Genomic DNA, 20,638 nt, shown 5'->3' on the forward strand with positions numbered 1-20,638 from the left:
GGACGTGTTCAGGCGGAAGGCTGCCACAGCAGCACCGGGGAGTCGGCCGCGTACCGCTTGCCGCCGGGGTAGGAGACCAGCTCCAGCTGCATCCCCCAGGGGGTCAGGAAGTAGACCCACCGCTGCCCTTCGCTCGGGCCCGAGCTGGCGGTGGGCCCGCCCAGGATCCGTACGCCGTGCCGCCGCAGATGGGCGACGGCCGCGTCGAGGTCGGTGACGTAGAAGGCGAGATGGTGACCGCCGATATCGCTGTTGCGGGGCGGTCGCGTGGTCTGCTCGGGTGCCTCGTACTCGAAGATCTCGAAGTTGGGGCCGCCCGCGCAGCGGAAGAAGCGCAGCTCGCGCATGACGGCGCGGGGGTGGACGCCGAGGTGGTCACGCATCCAGGTGCCGTCGGACCGGAAGGGGCCGAGCGAGTAGACGTGCTCGCAGCCGATCACCTCGACGAAGAACCGGGTCGCCGCTTCGAGGTCGGGGACGGTGAAGCCGATGTGCTCGACCCCGGCGAGGCCGGGAAGCCCATGACTCCGCTCATCCACTGAATGGATCCATCGTTCCGCCATGCCACTCACCCTGCGTCGCCATAAGTGCCGTAGTCAATGGATATAACCCAAACCTGAAGGTAACGTTCCCATAACGAGGTCTTGGTTATGGATCCATTCACTGCGACAGTGCTCACCGAATCCACAGGAGAGTGCTCATGCCCATACACCGGAAACTGGCCCCCACCTCGCCCTGGACCGAGGTGAGCGCGACCAAGAAGGACTGGCACGACGCGGATCCGCGGCTGCTGACCTCGATGTTCGCCCAGATCCTGCTGATCAGGACCTTCGAGGAGTACGTCCTCGACCTCGCGGGCCAGGGGCTGGTGCACGGCCCGGCGCACTCCAGCATCGGCCAGGAGGGCGGCGCGGTCGGCTCCGTGCTCCCGCTGACCGGCGCCGACTTCGTCGGCGGCTCACACCGGGGCCACCACCAGTTCCTGGCCAAGGCACTGGGGTACGTCGCACCCGGCGGTATCGATCTGCGGCAGCCCGTGGACGCCGGGGTGCGCACCGTACTGCTGCGCAGCCTGGCCGAGATCTGCGGCCTGGCCAGGGGCTTCTGCCGGGGCCGGGGCGGCTCCATGCATCTTCGGTGGCGCGCGGCCGGCGCCATGGGCACCAACGCGATCGTCGGCGGCGGCGTACCGCAGGCCGCCGGGTTCGCCTGGTCGGCCCGGCAGGCGGGCACCGACGCCGTCTCCGTCAGCTACTTCGGGGACGGCGCGGTCAATATCGGCTCCGTACTGGAGACGATGAACCTCGCCGCGGCCTGGCGGCTGCCGGTCTGCTTCTTCATCGAGAACAACAAGTACGCCGTCTCCACGCATGTGGACGAGGCGACGGCCGAGCCCCGGCTCTCGGCGCGCGGCCTGGGCTTCAACATCCCCAGCTGGCGCGTGGACGGGATGGATCCGCTCGCCGTGCACCTGGCCATGACCGAGGCCGTGGACCATATGCGCGCCGGCCGGGGACCCACCATCGTCGAGGCCGAGGTCTACCGCTACTTCCACCAGAACGGCCCGTTCCCCGGCAGCGCCTTCGGCTACCGCGGCAAGGACGAGGAACAGGAGTGGCGGGCCCGCGACCCGCTGGCCCTGGTCTCCCGGCAGCTCATCGAGCGCGGCATCCGCACCGCCGAGGCGATCGAGGAGTGCACCGCACGCGCCAAGGCGCTGCTGGCCTCCGTCGGCGACGAACTGCTGGAGCCCGACCCCGACGGCAAGCCGGGCACCCGCCGTATCAAGCCCGCCGAATGGCCCGACCCGTCCTTCCGCGACGTCGGCGTACGGGGCGACCTCAGCGAGTTCGAGGGCGTCCGTCTCGTCGACAGCGACACCTTCGAAGGGCGCCTGGAGCAGCGGAAGTTCATCGACGTGGTGGCCGAGGTGATGCGCCGCCGGATGGCCGAGGACGAGTCGGTCGTGGTCATGGGCGAGGACGTGCACCGCCTCAAGGGCGGCACCAACGGCGCGACCAAGGGCCTGGCCGAGGCCCACCCCGACCGCGTCCTGGGTACGCCCATCAGCGAGAACGCCTTCGCCGGACTCGGCGGCGGTATCGCGCTCGACGGCCGGTACAAGCCGGTGGTGGAGTTCATGTACGCCGACTTCATGTGGGTCGCGGCCGACCAGATCTTCAACCAGATCGGCAAGGCGCGGCACATGTTCGGCGGCGACGGACAGGGCTCCGGCGTGCCCCTCGTGCTGCGCAGCAAGGTCGCCATGGGCACCGGCTACGGCTCCCAGCACTCCATGGACCCGGCCGGTGTCTTCGCCACGGCCCCCGGCTGGCGGATCGTCGCACCGTCCACGCCCTTCGACTACGTGGGTCTGATGAACACGGCACTGACCTGCAAGGACCCCGTCGTCGTGCTGGAGCACACCGATCTGTACAGCTCGGTCGGTCCGGGTCCGGCGGACGACCTCGACTACTGCCTGCCGGTGGGCCGGGCGGCCGTGCGGCGCACCGGATCGCGGATCACCGTCGTGACGTACCTCGCGATGACCGGTCATGTCCTGGCGGCGGTCGAGCAACTGGGCCTGGACGCCGAGGTCATCGACCTGCGGTGGCTGGACCGGGCCAGTCTGGACTGGGACACCGTCGGCGCGAGCATCCGCAAGACCAACAATGTGCTCATCGCCGAGCAGGGCCCCGTCGGCACCTCCTACGGCGGCTGGCTGTCCGACGAGATCCAGCGCCGCTACTTCGACCATCTCGACCAGCCGGTCCAGCGCGTCCACGCCGGGGAGTCCTCCCCCAGCATCAGCAAGGTGCTGGAACGGGCGGCCATCGCGCGGACCGAAGAGGTCGTGGCCGCGCTCCAGCGGGTCACCGAGAACTGACCCTCCCCCGTACGACAGCAGACCCAGGAGGGTTGATCATGGCCGAACTGTTCCGTATGCCCGCCGTGGCCGCCGACGCGGCGACAGCGGTGCTGTCCGCCTGGCAGGTGGCACCGGGCGCGCCGTTCGCGAAGGACGACGCGCTGGTCTCCATCGAGACCGACAAGGCGGAGGTGGACGTCGCGGCCGAACGGGACGGCGTCCTGCTCACGACGTTGTACGAGGCCGGCGCGGAGATCGAGGTCGGCACCCCGATCGCCGTGCTCGGCGCCGCCGGCGAGCGGCCCGGCGATCTCGGCGCGCTGCTGGCGGAGCTGGGCGTCGGCGCGCCCGCCGCGGCCGGTCGTGCCGTGCGCCGGGACGTACCGGAGGACCCTGCCGCGGACCGCCCGCGGACCGCCCCGGCCCCGGAGCCCGCCGGACCGGAGCACGGCGGGCGCGTCTTCAGCAGCCCGCTGGCCCGCAGGCTGGCCCGGGAGGCCGGGCTGGAGGTCGCGGCGCTCACCGGCACCGGGCCCGGCGGCCGCATCGTGCGGCGCGATGTCGAGGCGGCAGTCGCCGCCCGGGACACGGCCGGGGCGGCACCACAGGCACCGGGCCCCCTGGCGACCGCCCCGGCCACCGCCGCGCCGGTGCCCGCCACCGCCACCGCCCCGGCGGATTCCGGCGATCACACGGACATCCCGCACAACCGGATGCGCCGGGCCATCGCCACCCGCCTGACGGAGAGCAAGCAGCACACCCCGCACTTCTATCTGCGGGCGACCTGCGCCGTGGCCGGGCTGCTCGCGCTGCGGGAGCGGCTCAACGCCGTCAGCCCGGTGAAGGTCTCGGTCAACGACCTGCTGGTCAAGGCCGTCGCCACGGCGCATACACAGGTGCCGGAGATGAACGCCGTATGGCGGCCGGAGGCCGTCCGCCGGTTCGCCACCGTCGATGTGTCGGTCGCCGTCGCCACCGAGAAGGGTCTGGTGACCCCGGTACTGCGCGGCGTCGAGAACCTGTCGGTCTCGGCGATCGCCACGCGGACCCGGGCGTTCGCGGAGCGGGCACGTGCCGGTGCGCTGCACCCCGCCGATCTCGACGGCGGCTCCATCACCGTCTCGAACCTCGGCATGTACGGGGTCGAGGAGTTCGCCGCCATCATCAACCCGCCGCAGGCCGCCATTCTGGCCGTCGGCGCCGCACGGGACGCGGCGGTGGTCCGCGACGGGGCGGTCACCGTGGCCAAGGTGCTCGGCGTGGTCCTGTCCGTGGACCACCGTCCGGTGGACGGCGCCGTCGCGGCGCGCTGGCTCGCGGCCTTCACCGAGGCCGTGGAGAACCCGGTCCGGCTCGTCGTCTGACCCCGTCCCGGCGGCCGGGGTACGCGCCACCACCGCGTGCCCCGGCCCCGTCCCCCTCGGCCGCACCCGCAGCAACGGCCGCCCGAGCACTCCTTGAGGACACCGATGTCTTTGATCCGCGGTTCCCGCACCCCCGGTGCGGCCACCCCGCCTGCCACCCCGCCCGACACGCTCGGCGAGCTGGACAGCCGCAATCTGCAGCGGCTGATGCCCCTGCTGCTGGCCGCCTACGTCATGTCGTTCCTGGACCGGACCAACATCGGTCTGGCCAAGGAACGCCTGGAGGTCGACCTCGGCATCTCCGCCGCGGCCTACGGGCTGGGCGCGGGCCTGTTCTTCCTCACCTACGCCGTCTCCGAAGTCCCCAGCAACCTGATCATGCACCGCGTGGGGGCCCGCTGGTGGATCACCCGGATCATGCTGACCTGGGGCGTCATCTCCGCCTGCATGGCCTTCGTCCAGGGCGAGAAGTCCTTCTACGCCATGCGGCTGCTGCTCGGCGCCGCCGAGGCCGGGCTGCTGCCGGGCATCCTGCTCTACTTCACGTACTGGTTCCGCTCCGAGACCCGCGGCAAGGCCATCGGGCTGCTGCTGCTCGGTGCCTCCATCGCCAGCGTCGTCGGCAATCCGCTGGGCGGACTGCTCCTGGAGATGGACGGGATCGGCGGCTGGCACGGCTGGCAGTGGATGTTCCTCATCGAGGGAATCCCCTGTCTCTTCCTGGCGGTCGCCGTCTTCCGGTACCTGCCCGACGGCCCGGCCAAGGCACCGTGGCTGACGGCCGAGGAGGCCCGGCTGGTCCAGGACGAGGTCGCCCGCGAGCAGCGCGAGGGCGCCGAGGCGGCCGGCAACGGTTCCGGCACCCTGCGGACGGTGCTGCGCGACAAGCAGATGCTGCTGGCCATCTTCGCCAACTGGACGCACCAGGTCGCGCTGTACTCCGTCGTCTACTTCCTGCCCGGCATCATCGGCGGCTGGGGCCGGCTGTCGCCGTTCACCATCGGCCTGCTGACCGGGCTGCCCTGGGTCACCGCGGCCGTCGGCGCCGTGGTGGTACCGCCCCGTGCGACGACGCCCCGCCGCTCCCGCAACTTCGTGGTGGCCGGTCTGCTGATGATGTTCACCGGGCTCATCGTCGGGGCGGTGGCCGGGCCGGTGATCGCGCTGCTCGGGTTCTGCTTCACCGGCCTGGCGTTCTTCGTCGTCCAGCCGCTCCTGTTCAACTTCCCCGCCACCCGGCTGGCGGGCAAGACCCTCGCGGGCGGCCTGGCCCTGCTCAACACCGTGGGCATCACGGGCGGTTTCGTCGGCCCGTACCTCATGGGGTACGCCGAGGACGCCACCGGCAGCCATCTCTCGGGGCTGTGGGTGTCCGTCGCCCTGCTGGCCCTCGGCGCGCTGGCGGCGACCCGGCTGCGGTTCTCCCCCAAGTCCGAGTAGGCCGTTCCGTCCCGCCCTCCGGCAGCTGCCGGTCAGCACGCCGTCAGGCGGAAAAAATGTGGCCGGGACGGCCGCTCGCAGCCGCCCGGTCCCCCGCGGCCGCCGTCCGGCCGCGGCAGGCCACCGTGGTCCTCGCAGCGGGCGCCCCGGCGTGGTGCTGGTGACGCCGGTTCCGTCGCCGGGCCTGATGGGCCGGATGGGCCGGGTGGGCCGGGTGGGCCGGATGGGCCTGATGGGCCGACCGGGACCCGGTCCGTCGTCGGCGGCGGCGCACCCGGCCGGACGGCACCGGCCATCGCCGCGGGAGGCACCCGCCCACGACCTGCCCGCCGCCATCACAACGAGCAGACAGCACAAGGGAGTTGACCCCTTCGGAAAGCCCCTGCCCCTGCCCCTGCCCCTGCCCCTGCCCCTGCCCCGAAGACAACCTGAACCCGCGGGTCCGCTCAGCCGTGTGTGGTGGTGAAGCGTTTGCGGTACTCGGTCGGTGTGGTGCCCAGGTGGCGGGCGAAGGCGCGGCGGAGGGTTTCGTCGCTGCCGAGGCCGCTGTGCTGCGCCGCCGAGGTGATGCTGTGTCCGTCCAGGAGGAGTTGCCGGGCGCGGTCGAGGCGGACGCGTTCGACCCAGCGGGCGGGAGTGGTGTCCAGTTCGGTCTGGAACAGCCGGGCCAGGTGCCGGGTGCTGACGGCCGCGGATGCGGCCATGGCGGGCAGGGTGTGGTCGCCGGCCGGGTCGGCGACCACGGACGCGAGCAGCGCGCGCAGCAGGCCGTTGCGCGCCGACGGGGTCGTGATGGCCGTGGAGAACTGCGATTGCCCGCCTGGGCGCTGCATGAACACGACCAGTTCGCGGGCGATTTCCCGGGCGGTTTCCGCTCCGTGGTCGTCCTCCACCAGTGCAAGGGCCAGATCGATGCCTGCGCTGATCCCCGCGGAGGTGATGTACCGCCCGTCGCGGATGTGGAGGGCGTCCGGCTCCACCCGCACTCTCGGGTAGCGACGGGCGAGCGCTTCGGCGTGCCGCCAGTGCGTGGTCGCCCGGCGCCCGTCGAGCAGGCCGAGAGCGCCCAGGACGAAGGCACCGCTACAGACCGAGGCGACGCGGGTGGCCTGCTCGGCGAGGGTGCCGGCGGCTGCCAGCAACTCCTCCTCGATGGGCCGGTCGGCCAGCCGGTCGGCGCCGGCGACCACGACCGTGTCGAAGGGGCCGGCGTCGGCCACCGCGATCGCCCCGGCCAGGGCGAGCCCTGAGGACGTGGTCACCTGGCCGCCACGTGGGGACACCAGCGCCAGCTGGTAGGGGCAGCCGAGCCGCTCCGCCTGGTGCACCACCTCTACGGGGCCGCTGACGTCGAGCATGGTCACCCCGTCGAAAACCAGGAAAGCCACCCGCTGCGTCATGTCTGCATCTGTGGCGCTCGTGGCCGAATGGACATGGCATCAGGTTATGCCATCGGGCGATGGTAGGGGCAGTCACCCGATCGACCACGGAAAAGGTGCCCACCATGAGTGAGACGATCGCGGGCGTACGGATACCCGGCAGCGCCGTCTCCGACGAGCGGTGCGCGGCCGTCGTCGCGGCGCACCCCCGCCCGGACTTCGAGAACCGGATCCTCGCCGCCCGCAGCACCTGCCGGCCATGACCTCGTTGTCCGTCGGCCCGGGTGAACCTCTTCAGACCGAGCGAGGAGCATTCCGGTGACAGGAAAGGCTGGTCGACGACCGTTGGTTCCCGGTGATCCTGGTCTGTCCGCAGACTATCGGTCGCTGATGGCGGAGTTTCCGACCGGCGTGGCCATCGTCACGGCTACCGAAGGCGAAGGGCAGCCGCGCGGAATGACATGTTCGGCACTGTGCAGTCTCAGCATTGCGCCGCCGGCCTTGCTCGTCTGTCTGCGCAGGGAGAGCCCCACACTCGATTCGGTCAAGAGCAGCGCGAGCTTCGTGGTGAATCTGCTGCACGAAGGAAGTCGAAAGGTCGCGGAGCTGTTCGGCTCAGGTGACCCGAAGCGATTCGAAAAGGTGCGATGGACCGGTGGCGCAGCCGGACCACATATGGTCGGAAATGCGCACGCTCTGGCGGGTTGCACCGTGCGTAGCTTGTTGAACGCCGGAACGCACACGATCGTGGTCGGTGAGGTCGTGTACGCGTGGCAACTCTCGGATCGAGCACCGCTTCTGTATGGACGCCGCCATTACGTCGCATGGCCGGAATGAGGACGCTTCCGGCCCATGCATACCCGAGTGCTGGAGCTGAATCCCCGGTAAAGTTGGGTGGAAGAGATGTCGTCTTACGAAAAAAGCGCTTATGTCAGCGGTCCGCTGTCCTACGGGAAAGATACCGAAAGGCACCGCCTCTGCGCCCTCGCCGGAGCGTTGGATCCGGCCTCGGTGAGGGTTCTCCAGGAAGTCCGTGTTCGCAAGGGATGGCACTGTCTCGAAATTGGGGCAGGTACCGGAACGATCGCTCAGTACTTACTCGGAACGGTCGGGCCGAGTGGGCGGGTGGTGGCGACGGAGCTTGCCCCGAGCCTGCTGTCCACCGCACATGATTGCGGTGTGGAGGTCGTCGAGCACGATGTGGTCACGGACAACTTCCCCTCCCAGCATTTTGACCTTGTGCACGCCAGGTGCGTGTTCGAGCATATTGGCCACGAGTTCCGGGAGACGGCCCTGAAAAAGGTCGTGGGCTGGCTCAAGCCAGGAGGCTGGCTGGTCGTCGAAGCCGCAGGCTTCGAGTCGGCACGAACAGACCCCTCGTCCGTGGTCAAGGGAGCAGTGGAGGTGGCGAGTCAGTTCTTCTCCAGGGCGATGGGAACCGATATGCACTGGCCGCGGACGGTGCCGCACACGCTGAAATCGCTCGGACTTCGCGACGTCGGCCTCGCACGCAGCCCGGTGCTCGTCGGACACGGTGGACCCGCCGATCAGGTCTTGACGCTCACACTTCGGCAGAGCGAAGCCGAACTGATCGGACTCGGGCTGCTGAAGGAGGGATTCGTCAGCCGACTGGAGCAGCATCTGGAAAGCACCGCGGCTCCCGAACCGATGTCGACTTTCTACTCGGCGTGGGGACGGCGCCCCTCTCCGGCCTCGTCCGACGCCGGAACGGCAGGTCGTTGAATGACACCGGTTACAGGCAGGCGACATGCCTTGGTGACGGGCTCCAGCAGTGGGATCGGTGCGGCTATCGCCACGCGGTTCGCCGAGGAGGGCACCCTTGTCTCGGTCCACGGACGCAACGTGGACCGGGTGAACGAAATCGCCGAGAAAATCGCGAGTTGTGGAGCGGAGGCCACTGCACTGTATGGCGATGTCAGTAGCGACTTCGAGGTGGAAGCGATTGTCAGAAGGGCTCAAGAGGTCCACGGTCCCGTCGATATCCTCATCAATAACGCCGGCCGGATTCCAAGATTCTTCGGGGACTGGGAGAAGACGTCGACCGAGGAGTGGCTCGAACTCTACGATACAAATGTCGTAGGGGCGGTCCGCTTCGTACGCAATGTACTTCCGCAGATGCGGAAAGGCGGCTGGGGGCGTATCATCCACATCGGAAGTATTTCGGCCGACGTGCCGCCGCCCGGAACGCAGATCAGTTACGGAGCCACAAAAGCCGCACTTCTCAACTTCTCCGTCGGACTTGCCAAGATTCTCAGTGGCAGCGGAATTACGGTCAACTGTGTGAGTCCGGGAACCATTGATACGCCTGGATTGGCAAGAATCTTCACGGAAGGTGACCCCGGGCCGGACTTCGGAAAGACCTGGCCCGAAGTCCGCAAGGCGCTGATCTCGGGAATTCGGAGAAATTACGCCGGAAGGATGGGCGGCGTGGCGGAGGTCGCCGAGCTCGTGACTTTCCTGTGCTCGGCCAGGGCCGGCTACATCAATGGCGTCAACTACCGCATCGACGGAGGGACAGCCGGCGGCCGATAGGCCAAGAAGTGTCGTGCTTCGCAAGGGAACTGGAGGGGCACATGCAAAGCATTGTCGTCATCGGCGCAGGGCAGGCCGGCCTGCTGGTCGCTCTGGGGCTACAGGGCGCCGGTTACCACGTGACAATGGTGTCGGACCGCTCCGCCGAAGAGATCAGGACAGGGCGCGTGCTGTCCGGTCAATGCCTTTTCGGGCCGGCCTTGCACCAGGAGCGCAAGCTGGGTCTGCACTACTGGGATGACGAAACAGCGCAGGTGGCAGACTTCCGCTTCTCGATGGGTGACCCGGAAACTCGCGATCGGCGAATCTCGTGGAGCGCCCGTTTTGATCAGCCGGCGACTTCCGTGGATCAGCGTCTCAAAATGTCGCGGTGGCTTGAGGAGTTCGTCGATCGAGGTGGCGACCTGCGTGCCGGCCGGGTTGACATCGATGAGATGGACCGATACGCGGCGGACAACGATCTTGTCCTGGTGGCAGCCGGACGTGGGGATCAGTTTTCCCAGCTGTTCCGGCGCGACGACCAGCACTCTCCGTACGGGGAGCCGCAACGCGCTCTCGCGCTGACATATGTGTCGGTTGCCGGAAATTCCACGACTTCACCGCCGCTCCAGCTGACTTTTAATATTCAGCCCGGGGTGGGTGAATTCTACTGGCTGCCGATACTCTCGGTACATGGACCCGTCTACGGTCTCTGCCTGTCAGGTATTCCGGGCGGCCCGCTGGACCGCTGGCACGGCGTCACGGATGTCGATCAGCAATGGGAGATATCGAGAGACCTCATCCGAAAGCATTTCGCCTGGGATGCGGAATTCTTCTCCGACGCCTCCCCGGCGGGCCCCTCGGATTCACTGATCGGCAGAGTGACACCCGTGGTGCGCAACGCGGTGGGGACCCTCCCTTCCGGCAGGCATGTCCTGGCGATGGGAGATACGGCGATCACCAGCGATCCGATAGCCGGCCAAGGTGCGAACAACGCCGTACATTGCGCGGTTTCCTACCTCGCCTCCATCATCAGCCATGGCGGACGCCGGTTCGACGGGGAGTTCATGGAAAATTGCTACGCTCGCTACTGGGATTACGCGAGGCATTCGACTCGGCTGAGCAATGACCTGCTGGCACCCCTGCCGGATCACGTACTGGAGACACTGGAGGCGGCACAGTCCCTTCCGGAGGTTTCCCATCGTTTTGCCGCGATGTTCAGTGATCCGAGCGGCTATGAGGCGTGGTTGGCCGACGCCGACACGGCTCGCCGCTATATACAACGCTTTTAGGGACTTGATCCGGCAGTCCAGCAGGACTTGGGGATTCCCGCTGTCAGGGGCGGTGTCCCGTCACCGCCGGACGCGGGGCATCCCCAGGCCGATCCACGAGATGATCTCGCGCTGGATCTCGTTGTTGCCGCCGCCGAAGGTGAAGATGACGGCCGAGCGGTAGCCGCGCTCCAGCTCACCGTGGAGCACCGCGCCCGCCGATCCCTCCTTGAGGGGCCCGGCGGAACCGACGACCTCCATCAGCCAGGCGTACGCGTCCCGCCGGGCCTCCGAGCCGTAGACCTTGACGGCGGAGGCGTCCTGCGGGGTGAGTCCGCCGTGCTGGAGGGCGTCGACCATGCGCCAGTTGAGCAGTTTCATCGCGTCCAGCCTGGTGTGCGTGCGGGCCAGCCGGCCGCGTACCCAGCCGAGGTCGATGACCCGGCGGCCGTCGGTGAGTTTCGTGGCGGCGGCCCAGCGCTGGACATCGTGCAGCGCCCGGATGGCCATGGTGCCGTGGGCGGCGAGGGTGACCCGTTCGTGGTTGAGCTGGTTGGTGATGATCCGCCAGCCGTGGTTCTCCCGGCCGATGCGGTGGGTGGCCGGGACGGTGATGTTCTCGTAGTAGCTGGCGGTGGTGTCGTGGGAGGCGAGGGTGTTGATGAGGGTGCAGGAGTAGCCGGGATCGGTGGTGGGCACGAGCAGCAGGGTGATGCCCTTGTGGGGCGGGGCGTCGGGGTCGGTGCGGACCGCGAGCCAGACCCAGTCCGCGGTGTCGCCGTTGGTGGTCCAGATCTTCTGGCCGTTGACGACGTAGTGGCCGGTGTCCTCGTCGCCCTCGCGTACGGCGCGGGTCTTGAGGGCGGCCAGGTCGGTGCCGGCGTCCGGTTCGCTGTAGCCGATGGCGAAGTCGATCTCGCCGGAGAGGATTCTGGGCAGGAAGTACGCCTTCTGCCCGGCCGTGCCGAACCGCATGATCGTCGGGCCGACGGTGTTCAGCGCCATCAGCGGCAGCGGCACGCCCGCCTGCGCCGCCTCGTCGAAGAAGATGAACTGCTCCATGGTGCTCAGCCCGCGGCCGCCGAACTCCTCCGGCCAGCCGACACCGAGCCAGCCGTCGGTGCCCAGCCGTCGGACGGTCGCGCGGTAGAACCGTTTCCGGGCGGCGGGGTCCGGGGGCGGGGTACCGCCCGGCACCAGTTCGGCGAAGTACGTGCGCAGTTCGGCGCGCAACCGCTGCTGCTCGGGGGTGTATTCGAGGTGCACGGCCCCTCCAGTTCGTCCGCGGCTGTCCGGGCGTTCCTGACGGTCCGTCGGGCAGTGGACCGAGGGGCAGCACAGTAGAACTTGTTCCAGTAATACGGAAGGGTGCGCGACGGAGGCGGTGACTGCGGCCACGGCCCCGCGGACGGCGGCGACCGGCGCCGGTCAGCTACAGGTGGTGCCCTTGGCGGGCCGCACGCCGTGGAGGAGGAAGGCATCGACGTTCCGGTGCACACAGGCGCTGGGGGTGACGTACGCGCCGTGCCCCGAGCCACGGAGGGTGAGCACGGTGCTGCCGTTGCCGAGCGCCCGCGCCATGTGCGCCGCACCGTCGTACGGGGTGGCCGGGTCGTCGGTGGTGGCGACCAGCAGCATGGGCGGCGCCTGGGCCGCGCCGACCTGCCGGGAGGTGTTGTCACCGGCGACCGGCCAGCCGGCGCAGGAGAGCAGCCCGGTGGCATTGGCCTCGCCGAAGAGGGGCGACGCCTTGAGGAAGGCGGGCAGGGCCCGGGTGAAGGCGTCGGCGTCGTAGCGGGCGGCGGTGTCCCGGCAGGAGATGGCCCGCATGGCGATGCCGGCCTGGACGGCATCGGGGTCCGGGTCGGACCGGGCCGGACCGGACCGGTTCCGGTCGGCCGGACCGGACCGGTTCGGCGGGTCCGGCCGGTGGGACCCGCCGAACCGGCCGGGGTCCTCGGCGCCGCCGGGATCGTCGGACCGGCCGGGACCGTCGGCCGGCGCGGACCGGTGGGGCGCGACCGCCGCGGGCAGGCCGTTCGCCCCGCCGCCGGCCAGCTGCTCGATGCCCGTGGCGTCACCCTGTTCGAGCTGGGCCAGCGCCTGCCGGATCGCCGGCCAGCTCGCCCGGGAGTACAGGCCGTTGCGGATCGCCTGGACGAATTCCCCCGCCCCGCCCTGCGCCTTGGCGTCCTGGTAGAGGGCGGTGAGCGCGTCGGCCGCCGACTGTCCGGTGCCGCCCAGCGGACAGTCGGCGCCCCGTGCGGCGCAGTCCGCCAGGAAGTCGTCCAGCACGGCCTGCTCGGACGCGGTCTGGGCGAGCGCCTCCTGCTCGGGGTCGTGCGTCGGGTCGACCACGCTGTCCAGGACGAACCGGCCGACCCTGGTGGGGAATTGGTGCGCGTAGTTGGCGCCGAGGGTGGTTCCGTACGAGAACCCCATGTAGTTGAGCTTGTCCTCGCCGAGCGCGGCGCGCACCACGTCCATGTCACGCGCCGCGTCGGGGGTGCCGACCCAGGGCAGCAGCTTGCCGGAGTACGTACCGCAGGTGGCGTTCTTGGCGCGCTGGTCCGCGACCACCTGGGCGGGCGGTTCGGCGATGTTCACCGTCATCGCGACACCCGGACCGCAGACGACCGGTGAACTGCCGCCCGTACCGCGGGGGTCGACGCCGACGAGGTCGTAGCTCGCGGCCGGTCCGGTGAAAAACCCGGCCATGTCCGGCAGTACGGCGACCACCGGTTCGCCGGGGCCGCCGAAGTTCAGCAGGAGGGAGCCGAGCCGTCTGCCGGGGCCCGTCGTCCGCATCCGGTTCACCGCGAGCCGGATCTCACCGTTCCCGGGGTGTCCGTAGTCGAGCGGGACGGTCACCGTGCCGCACTCGAACCGCCGCCGGTACGTGTCGGTCCCCTGGACGTGCAGCGTGCCGGCGCAGGGGGTCCAGTGGATCCGCTGGCGGTAGTACGGGCCGAGACCGGCGCCCGGAGTACGGGCCGGCCGGACCGGCTTCGGGGCCGTCCGCGGTGGCGGGGAGACCGCGGACGGCGGGACCTCCTCGGCGGCCGGCGTCAGCACGGCCGGCACCAGCACGGCCGCCGTCGCGGCCGCGCACACGGCCATGGCCACCGCCGCGCGGCGGAAGCCATGGCTTTTTGGTGTCTGCCGGACATCCATTTCGCCAACGTAGCCGCCGGTATCCGCGCCCGCATGCCCGGCCGCCCGCCGTCCGCGCCGTACGGGGGCAAGCCGTCCCGCACGGGCCCGCGCAGGCGGCAGGCCCGGCCTCCGTACCCACGGGTACCGGAACCGGGCCTGCCGATTACTCCACCGGGTGTGCGCACCGGCCGCCCGGCCGGCTGGCCGGTCAGTCGGTGACCGGGGTCGCGGTCCGGCCCGCGGGGCGCTTCGTCACGGTCTTGGGCTCCACGGCCTGCTTCGACCCGGTCTTCGGCTCCGTGGCGTGCTTCGCACCGGTCTTCGGCTCCACGACGTGCTTCGCACCGGTCTTCGGCTCCGTGGCGTGCTTCGCACCGGTCTTCGGCTCGGCCGCGTGCTTGGCCGCGGTCTTCGGCTCGGCGGCGTGCTTCACCGGGGCCTTCGGCTCGCTGCGGCCGTGCGACGCGTCCTTGCAGAAGGGCACCGCGCTGGTGTTGTTCACGTACTTCGCCGAGACCCAGGTGTCCCGCTCCCGGAGCATGTACCAGATGTTGTTGCCCCCGACGCTCTCGGCGCGGACCTTGCACCGCAGGCCGAACGCGTGGCGGTGGCTGAGGGAACCCTTCACGGCGGAGTCGGTGCTGGGGTACTGACGCTCCGTCACACCGGCCTTGGTGGTGACGGTGCCGTACGGACGCTCGGGGGTGACGGCCTGGGCCGGCGCCGCGCCGAGCAGCGTCGCGCCAAGGGCGACAGCAGCGGTCAGCGCGCCCGCGCCGGCTGCGAACTTCCGGCTTCGGGCCACGAGGATGTCGGTCGTCGACATAAGGGGTCTCCTGTTCTTGAACGCGATGCCGCCCATTGGCGCGAGGTGGACATTACGCGCAAAAAGCCCGTCCGATGTGCTGAAACGACGACCGGGGAGCCGATCGTGTGACAGGGCGCGCAGGGCCGGGCGGCAGGGGCGCGCGGCCCAACCGCCGCTCCGTGGCGCGCTCCGGCGAGGCGGACGGAGCGCGCCGCGCCGGGGCCGAAGACACCCGGCGGTCCGGCGCGTCGCACGCCCGGGGCCGCCCGCGCGGGCCCGCGACGCGCGGCAGGGGCCACACCGTCGGCGGTACCGGCGCCGCCGCCCGGCGGATACGTGCCAAGGGCTGTCCCGTCATACCTGGTGGCTCAGCGCGCGGCGTCGGACGCGGTGCATCGCACGGCGGAGGAGCGTCCGCATACTGGTTGCCTGTGGATGTTCCGACAACGCGGCGAGGTGCCGTAGCTGTCGTCGCGCGCCCGCCAGGTATGACGGGACAGCCCTCAGGTGGCCGGGAAGGCGCGCAGTGCGCTGCCACGCCGGGGGCGGGCCGGACCCGGGACGCGCGCGTCACCGGGTCCGCCACGCCGCGGTGTGACCTGTTCGAGGCGCCGCGAAGGCGCCGGAAGAGGAGCCGAAGATGGCCGGGAACACAGCATTCGTGATCGCCGGAGCGGGGCTGGCCGGTGCGAAGGCCGCGGAGACCCTGCGTACGGAGGGGTTCGACGGGCCGGTCGTGCTGGTCGGTGACGAGCACGACCGGCCGTACGAGCGGCCGCCGCTGTCGAAGGGCTATCTGCTGGGCACGTCCCCGCGGGAGGACGCCTACGTCCATCCGCCGGAGTGGTACGCCGAGCACGACATCGACCTGCGCCTGGGCACCGCGGTCACCGCCGTCGACCCGGCCGCCCGCACGGTGACCCTCGGCGACGGCGGCCGGCTGGGCTACGCCAAGCTGCTGCTGGCCACCGGCGCCACGCCACGCCGGCTGCCGGTGCCCGGCGCGGAGCTGGACGGCGTGTACTACCTGCGGCGGCTCGCGGACAGCGACCACCTCAAGGAGACGTTCCGGTCTGCGTCCCGGGTGGTGGTGATCGGCGGCGGCTGGATCGGTCTGGAGACCACCGCCGCGGCCCGCGCCGCCGGTGTCGAGGTGACCGTGCTGGAGGCGGCGGAGCTGCCGCTGCTGCGGGTGCTGGGACGCGAGGTCGCCCAGCTCTTCGCCGATCTGCACACCGCCCACGGGGTCGATCTCCGGTGCGGCGCCCGGCTCGCGGAGATCACCGGCACCGGCGGTCACGCGGACGGGGTGCTGCTGGCCGACGGCACCCGTATCGCGGCGGACGCCGTCATCGTCGGCGTCGGCGTCTCCCCCAACAGCCAACTGGCCGCCGCGGCCGGTCTCGACGTCGATGACGGTGTCCGCGTCGACGCCCGGCTGCGCTCCTCCGCCCCGGACATCCATGCCGCGGGCGATGTCGCCTGCGCCTTCCATCCCCGGCTGGGCATCCATGTCCGCGTCGAACACTGGGCCAACGCCCTCCATCAGCCGCAGACCGCGGCCAGGTCGATGCTCGGCCGGGACGTGACCTACGACCGGCTGCCGTACTTCTTCACCGACCAGTACGACCTGGGCATGGAGTACACCGGCTACGTCACCCCGGGCGCCTACGACCGGGTCGTCTTCCGCGGTGACACCCGCACCGGCGAGTACCTCGCTTTCTGGCTCGCCGACGGCCGGGTGCTGGCCGGTATGAACGTCAATGTCTGGGACGTCACCGACCCGGTCCGCGCCCTCGTGGCCGGCCGGCACCCGGTCGACGCGGCCGCGCTCGCCGACCCCGCGGTGCCGTTGGCCGAACTGGCCGCCCGGCCCCCGGACGCGACGGCGTGAGGGGCACCGACGGCGGCGGGGCGCAGGGGGAGGGACCCGCGGCGCGTGCCGTGGGTCCCTCCCCCTGCGCCCCGCCGGGCGTGTCCGCTACCGCTCGGCGGCCGTCGCACCGGCCGAATAGGAGTGCGCGCCGGTTCCGGCGAGGGCGCCGCCCCGGACGATGAGGTACTCGTCGCGGATGGGGGTGCCGTCCAGCCAGGATTCGAGGATCTCCCGGGTGCCCGCGGCGTAGCGGGCCTGGGCGGAGAGGGTCGCCCCGGAGATGTGCGGGGTCATGCCGTGGTGCGGCATGGTGCGCCACGGGTGGTCGGCGGGGGCCGGCTGCGGGTACCAGACGTCACCCGCGTAGCCCGCCAACTGACCGCTCTCCAGGGCGCGTTGCACCGCCCCTTCGTCGCATATCCGGGCCCGCGCGGTGTTGATCAGATACGTGCCGCGCTTCATCCCGGCGATCAGCTTGTCGTCGAAGAGCCCCTCGGTCTCCGGGTGCAGCGGCACGTTGACGGTGACGACGTCGCAGTGCGGGAGCATGTCCTCGACCGTGGGGTGGAAGACCAGCCCGAGTTCGGCCTCGACGTCGGCGGGGAGCCGGTGGCGGTCGGTGTAGTGCAGCGTGACGTCGAAGGGGGCGAGCCGGCGCGCCACGGCGAGGCCGATGCGCCCGGCGGCGACCGAGCCGACGTGCATGCCCTCCAGGTCGTAGGCACGGGCCACGCAGTCGGCGACGTCCCAGCCGCCCTCCAGGACCGTGCGGTGGGCGGGGAGGTAGTTGCGCACCTGCGACAGGATCATCATCACCACGTGTTCGGCGACGCTGATGCTGTTGGAGTAGGTGACCTCGGCGACGGTGATGCCGTGCGCGATGGCGGCGTCGAGGTCGACATGGTCGGAGCCGATGCCCGCGGTGACCGCCAGCTTGAGCTTCTTCGCCACGGCGATGCGCTCGGGGGTGAGGTAGGCGGGCCAGAACGGCTGGGAGATGACGATGTCCGCGTCCGGGAGTTCGCGGTCGAAGACCGAGTCCGCGCCATCCTTGTCGGAGGTGACGACGAGCGTGTGGCCGCGGCTCTCCAGGAAGGACCGCAGGCCCAGTTCGCCGGAGACGCTGCCGAGCAGTTGGCCGGGGGTGAAGTCGATGCCGTGCGGGGTGGGCGTGGTCCGGCCGCCGGGGTAACTGTCGATACGGGGCAGGTCGTCGCGGGCGTAGGACGTCGGGAAGCCGTCCTTGGGGTCGTCGAACAGCACGCACAGCACCTTGGCCATGGTCGTGGCTCCTCATCCTGGAATGTGGTGGTACGGAAGGTGACTTCCGCTGATCACCACGGTGCTCGCCGCCGCTCATCACCGTCAAAGCGAACCTCGCTATGACGAGATAGCCCGGATCTATCACCGTGTGCCCGCGCGACCGCCCAGGTGTCTGCGCAGCACATCGTCGAGGGTGTCGCGCACCCCCGCCTGGCGGGCGGTCTCCCACAGTTCACGGGCCAGTACGGATTCCGGGTCGCGGTCGCCGAGCACCAGGCCGACCCGGGGGCCGTGCGCGGGCCCGTCCAGCGGCAGTACGCGCATCCCCTCCGGCACGCCGAACATGTGCAGCCAGGCATGGGAGATCACGCTGGACCAGTTGCCGTCGGCCAGATGCGCGTAGAGCCCGGCCACGGTGTCCGACTCGACCGCCGGTGTCGCGGCCACGCCGTCGGCGGCGAAACAGCCGTCCATGATCCGGCGGTTGCGCATCCGCGGGGACAGCAGGCAGAGCGGCAGCGCCGCGGCCTGGGCCCAGCGCGCGCTCCGCTGTCCGGCGAGCGGGCCCTCGTCCGGGGTGAGCAGCACATACCGCTCCTCGTACAGCGGGATCGTGCGGATGTGGCGCAGCGTGTCCTCGTCCAGGTACGTCATCGCCGCGTCGAGTGCGAACTCCGCCAGCCCGTCGGTGATCTCCCGCGACGACAGCGATTCCAGGCTGACCCGTGCCATCGGGTGTTTCGCGCAGAACGGCGTCGTCAGCAGGGAGGCGGCGGTGAGCGCGGTGGGGATCGCGCCGAGGCGCAGGGTTCCGGTCAGCCCGCCGCGCATGGCGGACAGTTCCTGGCGCAGCGCGTCGCGCTCGGCGAGGATCCGGTGTGCCCACGCCAGTACGCGTTCGCCCTCGGGGGTCAGCCCCTCGTACCGCCGCCCGCGCCGCACGATGGGGACGTCCAGTTCGTGCTCCAGCTTGCGGATCGCGGCGGAGAGCGAGGGCTGCGAGACGAAGCAGGCGTCGGCGGCGCGGGTGAAGTGCCGCTCACGGGCGAGGGCGACCAGGTATTCAAGTTGGCGTAGGAGCATGATTCACCCTGTCCGGCCGGACCGATCAGCGTCCAGACATCGGATGATCTCCGCAGCGGTTTGCGCCACACCCGGGGAGTGCCCCTTACCGCCGTGGCCTTCGCGAGGCGGCGGACCGCGGGCACCGGGCCGGGACCGGCCGGGTGCTCAGCCGCGCCGCCGGCAGCGGCACCGGCGGCGGGCCGCGCCGGCGTTCCCCCGCCGCCGGCCGGCGCTCAGGAAGCCCAGGCCGATGCCCAGCATCCAGGCGTCCTTGGCCAGCGGGATGCCGTCCTGGGTCGGGCGCAGGCTGCCGGGCTCCCGCATCCCGGGCAGCCGCAGGTACAGGCCGACCAGTCCGCCGGCGAACCCGGTCAGGGCGAGCCCGGCCAGCCGGGTCGGTACGAGGGGGTTGAGCAGCGCCCCGCCTATCGCGATCTCGCTCCAGGCCAGCAACCGGGTGAACCGCTCGGCCTCGATGTTCCGCAGGAACGGGTAGGCCGTACAGGCCATGCCGTGCACGCCGTGCGCGGTCGCCTCGTCCGCCGAGAGCTTGCTCAGCCCGGAGTTCAGGATGAACGCGCCGGTGGCGATGCGCGGGGCCACATCGCGCGGTTCGGGCAGCTGCATCATGGCGAACCTCCGTGGGTCGGATCCTCGGTGTCCCCCGGACGAGCGTAGCCAGCGGGCACCCGGGCCGCCACGCCACGGCGGCCGGTGCGCGACGGGCCGGGGCGGGGCCGCCGACGGCCCCTGGGTGCGTCGGTGACCGGTCGCTGGCAGAGTGGAAAAGGGCACCGGAGGTAAGGATGCGCGATCCCATGACGACCGTGGATGCCACCGTTCCCGTACGCGGCGCACCGTGCTGGGTCAGTCTGATGGCCCGCGATCTCCGGGCGGCGCAGGACTTCTACGGCGCGGTCCTCGGCTGGACGTTCCGGCCCGCCCGGCTGGGGGACGAGTTCTCCGTCGCGTTGGCCGACGGCCAGCCGGTCGCCGGTATCGGGGCGCTGGCGCCGAGCCTCCAGATCGCGGTGTCCTGGACGCCGTACTTCACCGTGGAGAGCGCGGACGACACCGCCTCCCGCGTCCGGGAGCGCGGTGCGACGGTCGCGGTCGGGCCGCTCCGGCTCGGGCCCGGACGCGCGGCCCTCGCCGCCGACCCGGACGGCGCGACGTTCGGCTTCTGGGAGGGGCAGACCCTGGCCTGGACGGTCGGACGGGGCAACGCCCCGGCCATTCTGGAACTGCGGACCCGGGACGCGTTCGCCGCCGCCATCTTCTACGCCCAGGTCTTCGACTGGGCTTCCGGGCAGCCGGGCGTCTGCGATGTGACCTACGAACACGACCAGGTCATCGTGCGCGACGGCCGGGACAACGTGGTGGCCGCGCTGCGCAGCGGCGGCGTCGAGGCCGCGCCGGACCCGCATATCCGCCCCCGGTGGCACGTCCATTTCCCGGTACGCGACATCGAGGCGGTGACCGCTGCCGCCGTGGCCGCCGGCGGGTCCGTGGCGCCGGTCGCGCCGGTGGCGGGTGGCACCGGGTGCCAGGCCGTCATCCGTGATCCGGACGGCGGGCTCTTCACCGTCTCCACCCCCTGAGCGGCCGGTACCGG

General features: G+C 70.8%; 18 protein-coding genes. 10 read left to right on the forward strand and 8 right to left on the reverse strand.

The genetic code is table 11. From position 1 onward, the window contains the following. Window positions 1-8: 8 nt before the first annotated feature. Window positions 9-539 (reverse strand): VOC family protein, encoded by a 531-nt coding sequence (locus ACLJWH_RS17620; protein ID WP_411142670.1) that lies wholly within the window; start codon window positions 537-539, stop codon window positions 9-11. 161 nt (window positions 540-700) lie between these two features. Here ACLJWH_RS17620 and ACLJWH_RS17625 point away from each other — a divergent pair, with 161 nt between their 5' ends. The 3 genes from ACLJWH_RS17625 to ACLJWH_RS17635 all read left to right on the forward strand — a co-directional run bounded on the left by ACLJWH_RS17625 (window position 701) and on the right by ACLJWH_RS17635 (window position 5,673). Then, a complete protein-coding gene (locus tag ACLJWH_RS17625) occupies window positions 701-2,887 on the forward strand; it encodes a thiamine pyrophosphate-dependent enzyme (RefSeq protein ID WP_411142671.1) in 2,187 nt (728 codons plus the stop codon). Between the two features lie 38 nt (window positions 2,888-2,925). Next, on the forward strand, window positions 2,926-4,233 hold the full coding sequence (locus ACLJWH_RS17630; RefSeq protein ID WP_411142672.1) for a 2-oxo acid dehydrogenase subunit E2: 1,308 nt from the start codon (window positions 2,926-2,928) through the stop codon (window positions 4,231-4,233). A gap of 105 nt (window positions 4,234-4,338) precedes the next feature. Next, on the forward strand, window positions 4,339-5,673 hold the full coding sequence (locus tag ACLJWH_RS17635) for an MFS transporter (RefSeq protein ID WP_411142673.1): 1,335 nt from the start codon (window positions 4,339-4,341) through the stop codon (window positions 5,671-5,673). A gap of 446 nt (window positions 5,674-6,119) precedes the next feature. Here the strand turns inward: ACLJWH_RS17635 and ACLJWH_RS17640 are convergent, their stop codons facing one another. Continuing rightward, window positions 6,120-7,073: a GlxA family transcriptional regulator gene (locus ACLJWH_RS17640; RefSeq protein ID WP_411142674.1), complete on the reverse strand. Its 954-nt coding sequence runs from the start codon at window positions 7,071-7,073 to the stop codon at window positions 6,120-6,122. Between the two features lie 104 nt (window positions 7,074-7,177). Here ACLJWH_RS17640 and ACLJWH_RS17645 point away from each other — a divergent pair, with 104 nt between their 5' ends. The 5 genes from ACLJWH_RS17645 (at window position 7,178) to ACLJWH_RS17665 (ending at window position 10,876) form a co-directional block, all read left to right on the forward strand. Further along, window positions 7,178-7,315: a hypothetical protein gene (locus tag ACLJWH_RS17645; protein WP_411142675.1), complete on the forward strand. Its 138-nt coding sequence runs from the start codon at window positions 7,178-7,180 to the stop codon at window positions 7,313-7,315. Between the two features lie 55 nt (window positions 7,316-7,370). Further along, window positions 7,371-7,889, forward strand: coding sequence for a flavin reductase family protein (locus ACLJWH_RS17650; RefSeq protein ID WP_411142676.1), 519 nt, complete (start codon window positions 7,371-7,373; stop codon window positions 7,887-7,889). 66 nt (window positions 7,890-7,955) lie between these two features. Continuing rightward, on the forward strand, window positions 7,956-8,795 hold the full coding sequence (locus ACLJWH_RS17655; protein WP_411142952.1) for a methyltransferase domain-containing protein: 840 nt from the start codon (window positions 7,956-7,958) through the stop codon (window positions 8,793-8,795). Next, on the forward strand, window positions 8,796-9,605 hold the full coding sequence (locus ACLJWH_RS17660) for an SDR family NAD(P)-dependent oxidoreductase (RefSeq protein WP_411142677.1): 810 nt from the start codon (window positions 8,796-8,798) through the stop codon (window positions 9,603-9,605). It begins immediately after the preceding gene. A gap of 41 nt (window positions 9,606-9,646) precedes the next feature. Continuing rightward, a complete protein-coding gene (locus tag ACLJWH_RS17665) occupies window positions 9,647-10,876 on the forward strand; it encodes a styrene monooxygenase/indole monooxygenase family protein (RefSeq protein ID WP_411142678.1) in 1,230 nt (409 codons plus the stop codon). A gap of 60 nt (window positions 10,877-10,936) precedes the next feature. Here ACLJWH_RS17665 and ACLJWH_RS17670 read toward each other — a convergent pair whose 3' ends face one another. The 3 genes from ACLJWH_RS17670 to ACLJWH_RS17680 form a co-directional block, all read right to left on the reverse strand. Further along, entirely contained in the window at window positions 10,937-12,121 is a 1,185-nt protein-coding gene (locus tag ACLJWH_RS17670; RefSeq protein WP_411142679.1) for an acyl-CoA dehydrogenase family protein, read from the reverse strand. A gap of 162 nt (window positions 12,122-12,283) precedes the next feature. Continuing rightward, complete coding sequence (locus tag ACLJWH_RS17675; RefSeq protein WP_411142680.1) at window positions 12,284-14,029, reverse strand: alpha/beta hydrolase; 1,746 nt, start codon at window positions 14,027-14,029, stop codon at window positions 12,284-12,286. 190 nt (window positions 14,030-14,219) lie between these two features. Next, window positions 14,220-14,837: a hypothetical protein gene (locus ACLJWH_RS17680; protein ID WP_411142681.1), complete on the reverse strand. Its 618-nt coding sequence runs from the start codon at window positions 14,835-14,837 to the stop codon at window positions 14,220-14,222. 622 nt (window positions 14,838-15,459) lie between these two features. Between ACLJWH_RS17680 and ACLJWH_RS17685 the strand changes: the two genes are divergently transcribed. Continuing rightward, window positions 15,460-16,713 (forward strand): NAD(P)/FAD-dependent oxidoreductase, encoded by a 1,254-nt coding sequence (locus ACLJWH_RS17685; protein WP_411142682.1) that lies wholly within the window; start codon window positions 15,460-15,462, stop codon window positions 16,711-16,713. Window positions 16,714-16,800: 87 nt separating this feature from the next. Here ACLJWH_RS17685 and ACLJWH_RS17690 read toward each other — a convergent pair whose 3' ends face one another. The 3 genes from ACLJWH_RS17690 to ACLJWH_RS17700 form a co-directional block, all read right to left on the reverse strand. Then, entirely contained in the window at window positions 16,801-17,976 is a 1,176-nt protein-coding gene (locus ACLJWH_RS17690) for an NAD-dependent formate dehydrogenase (RefSeq protein ID WP_411142683.1), read from the reverse strand. A 123-nt stretch (window positions 17,977-18,099) separates the two neighbouring features. Beyond that, window positions 18,100-19,041, reverse strand: a complete 942-nt coding sequence (locus tag ACLJWH_RS17695; RefSeq protein ID WP_411142684.1) for a LysR substrate-binding domain-containing protein — start codon at window positions 19,039-19,041, stop codon at window positions 18,100-18,102. A 147-nt stretch (window positions 19,042-19,188) separates the two neighbouring features. After that, entirely contained in the window at window positions 19,189-19,653 is a 465-nt protein-coding gene (locus ACLJWH_RS17700) for a hypothetical protein (RefSeq protein ID WP_411142685.1), read from the reverse strand. Window positions 19,654-19,841: 188 nt separating this feature from the next. Between ACLJWH_RS17700 and ACLJWH_RS17705 the strand changes: the two genes are divergently transcribed. Continuing rightward, a complete protein-coding gene (locus tag ACLJWH_RS17705) occupies window positions 19,842-20,624 on the forward strand; it encodes a VOC family protein (RefSeq protein ID WP_411142686.1) in 783 nt (260 codons plus the stop codon). Window positions 20,625-20,638 lie beyond the last annotated feature (14 nt).

The organism is Streptomyces sp. x-80 (assembly GCF_046549095.1).
Lineage (GTDB): Bacteria > Actinomycetota > Actinomycetes > Streptomycetales > Streptomycetaceae > Streptomyces > Streptomyces celluloflavus.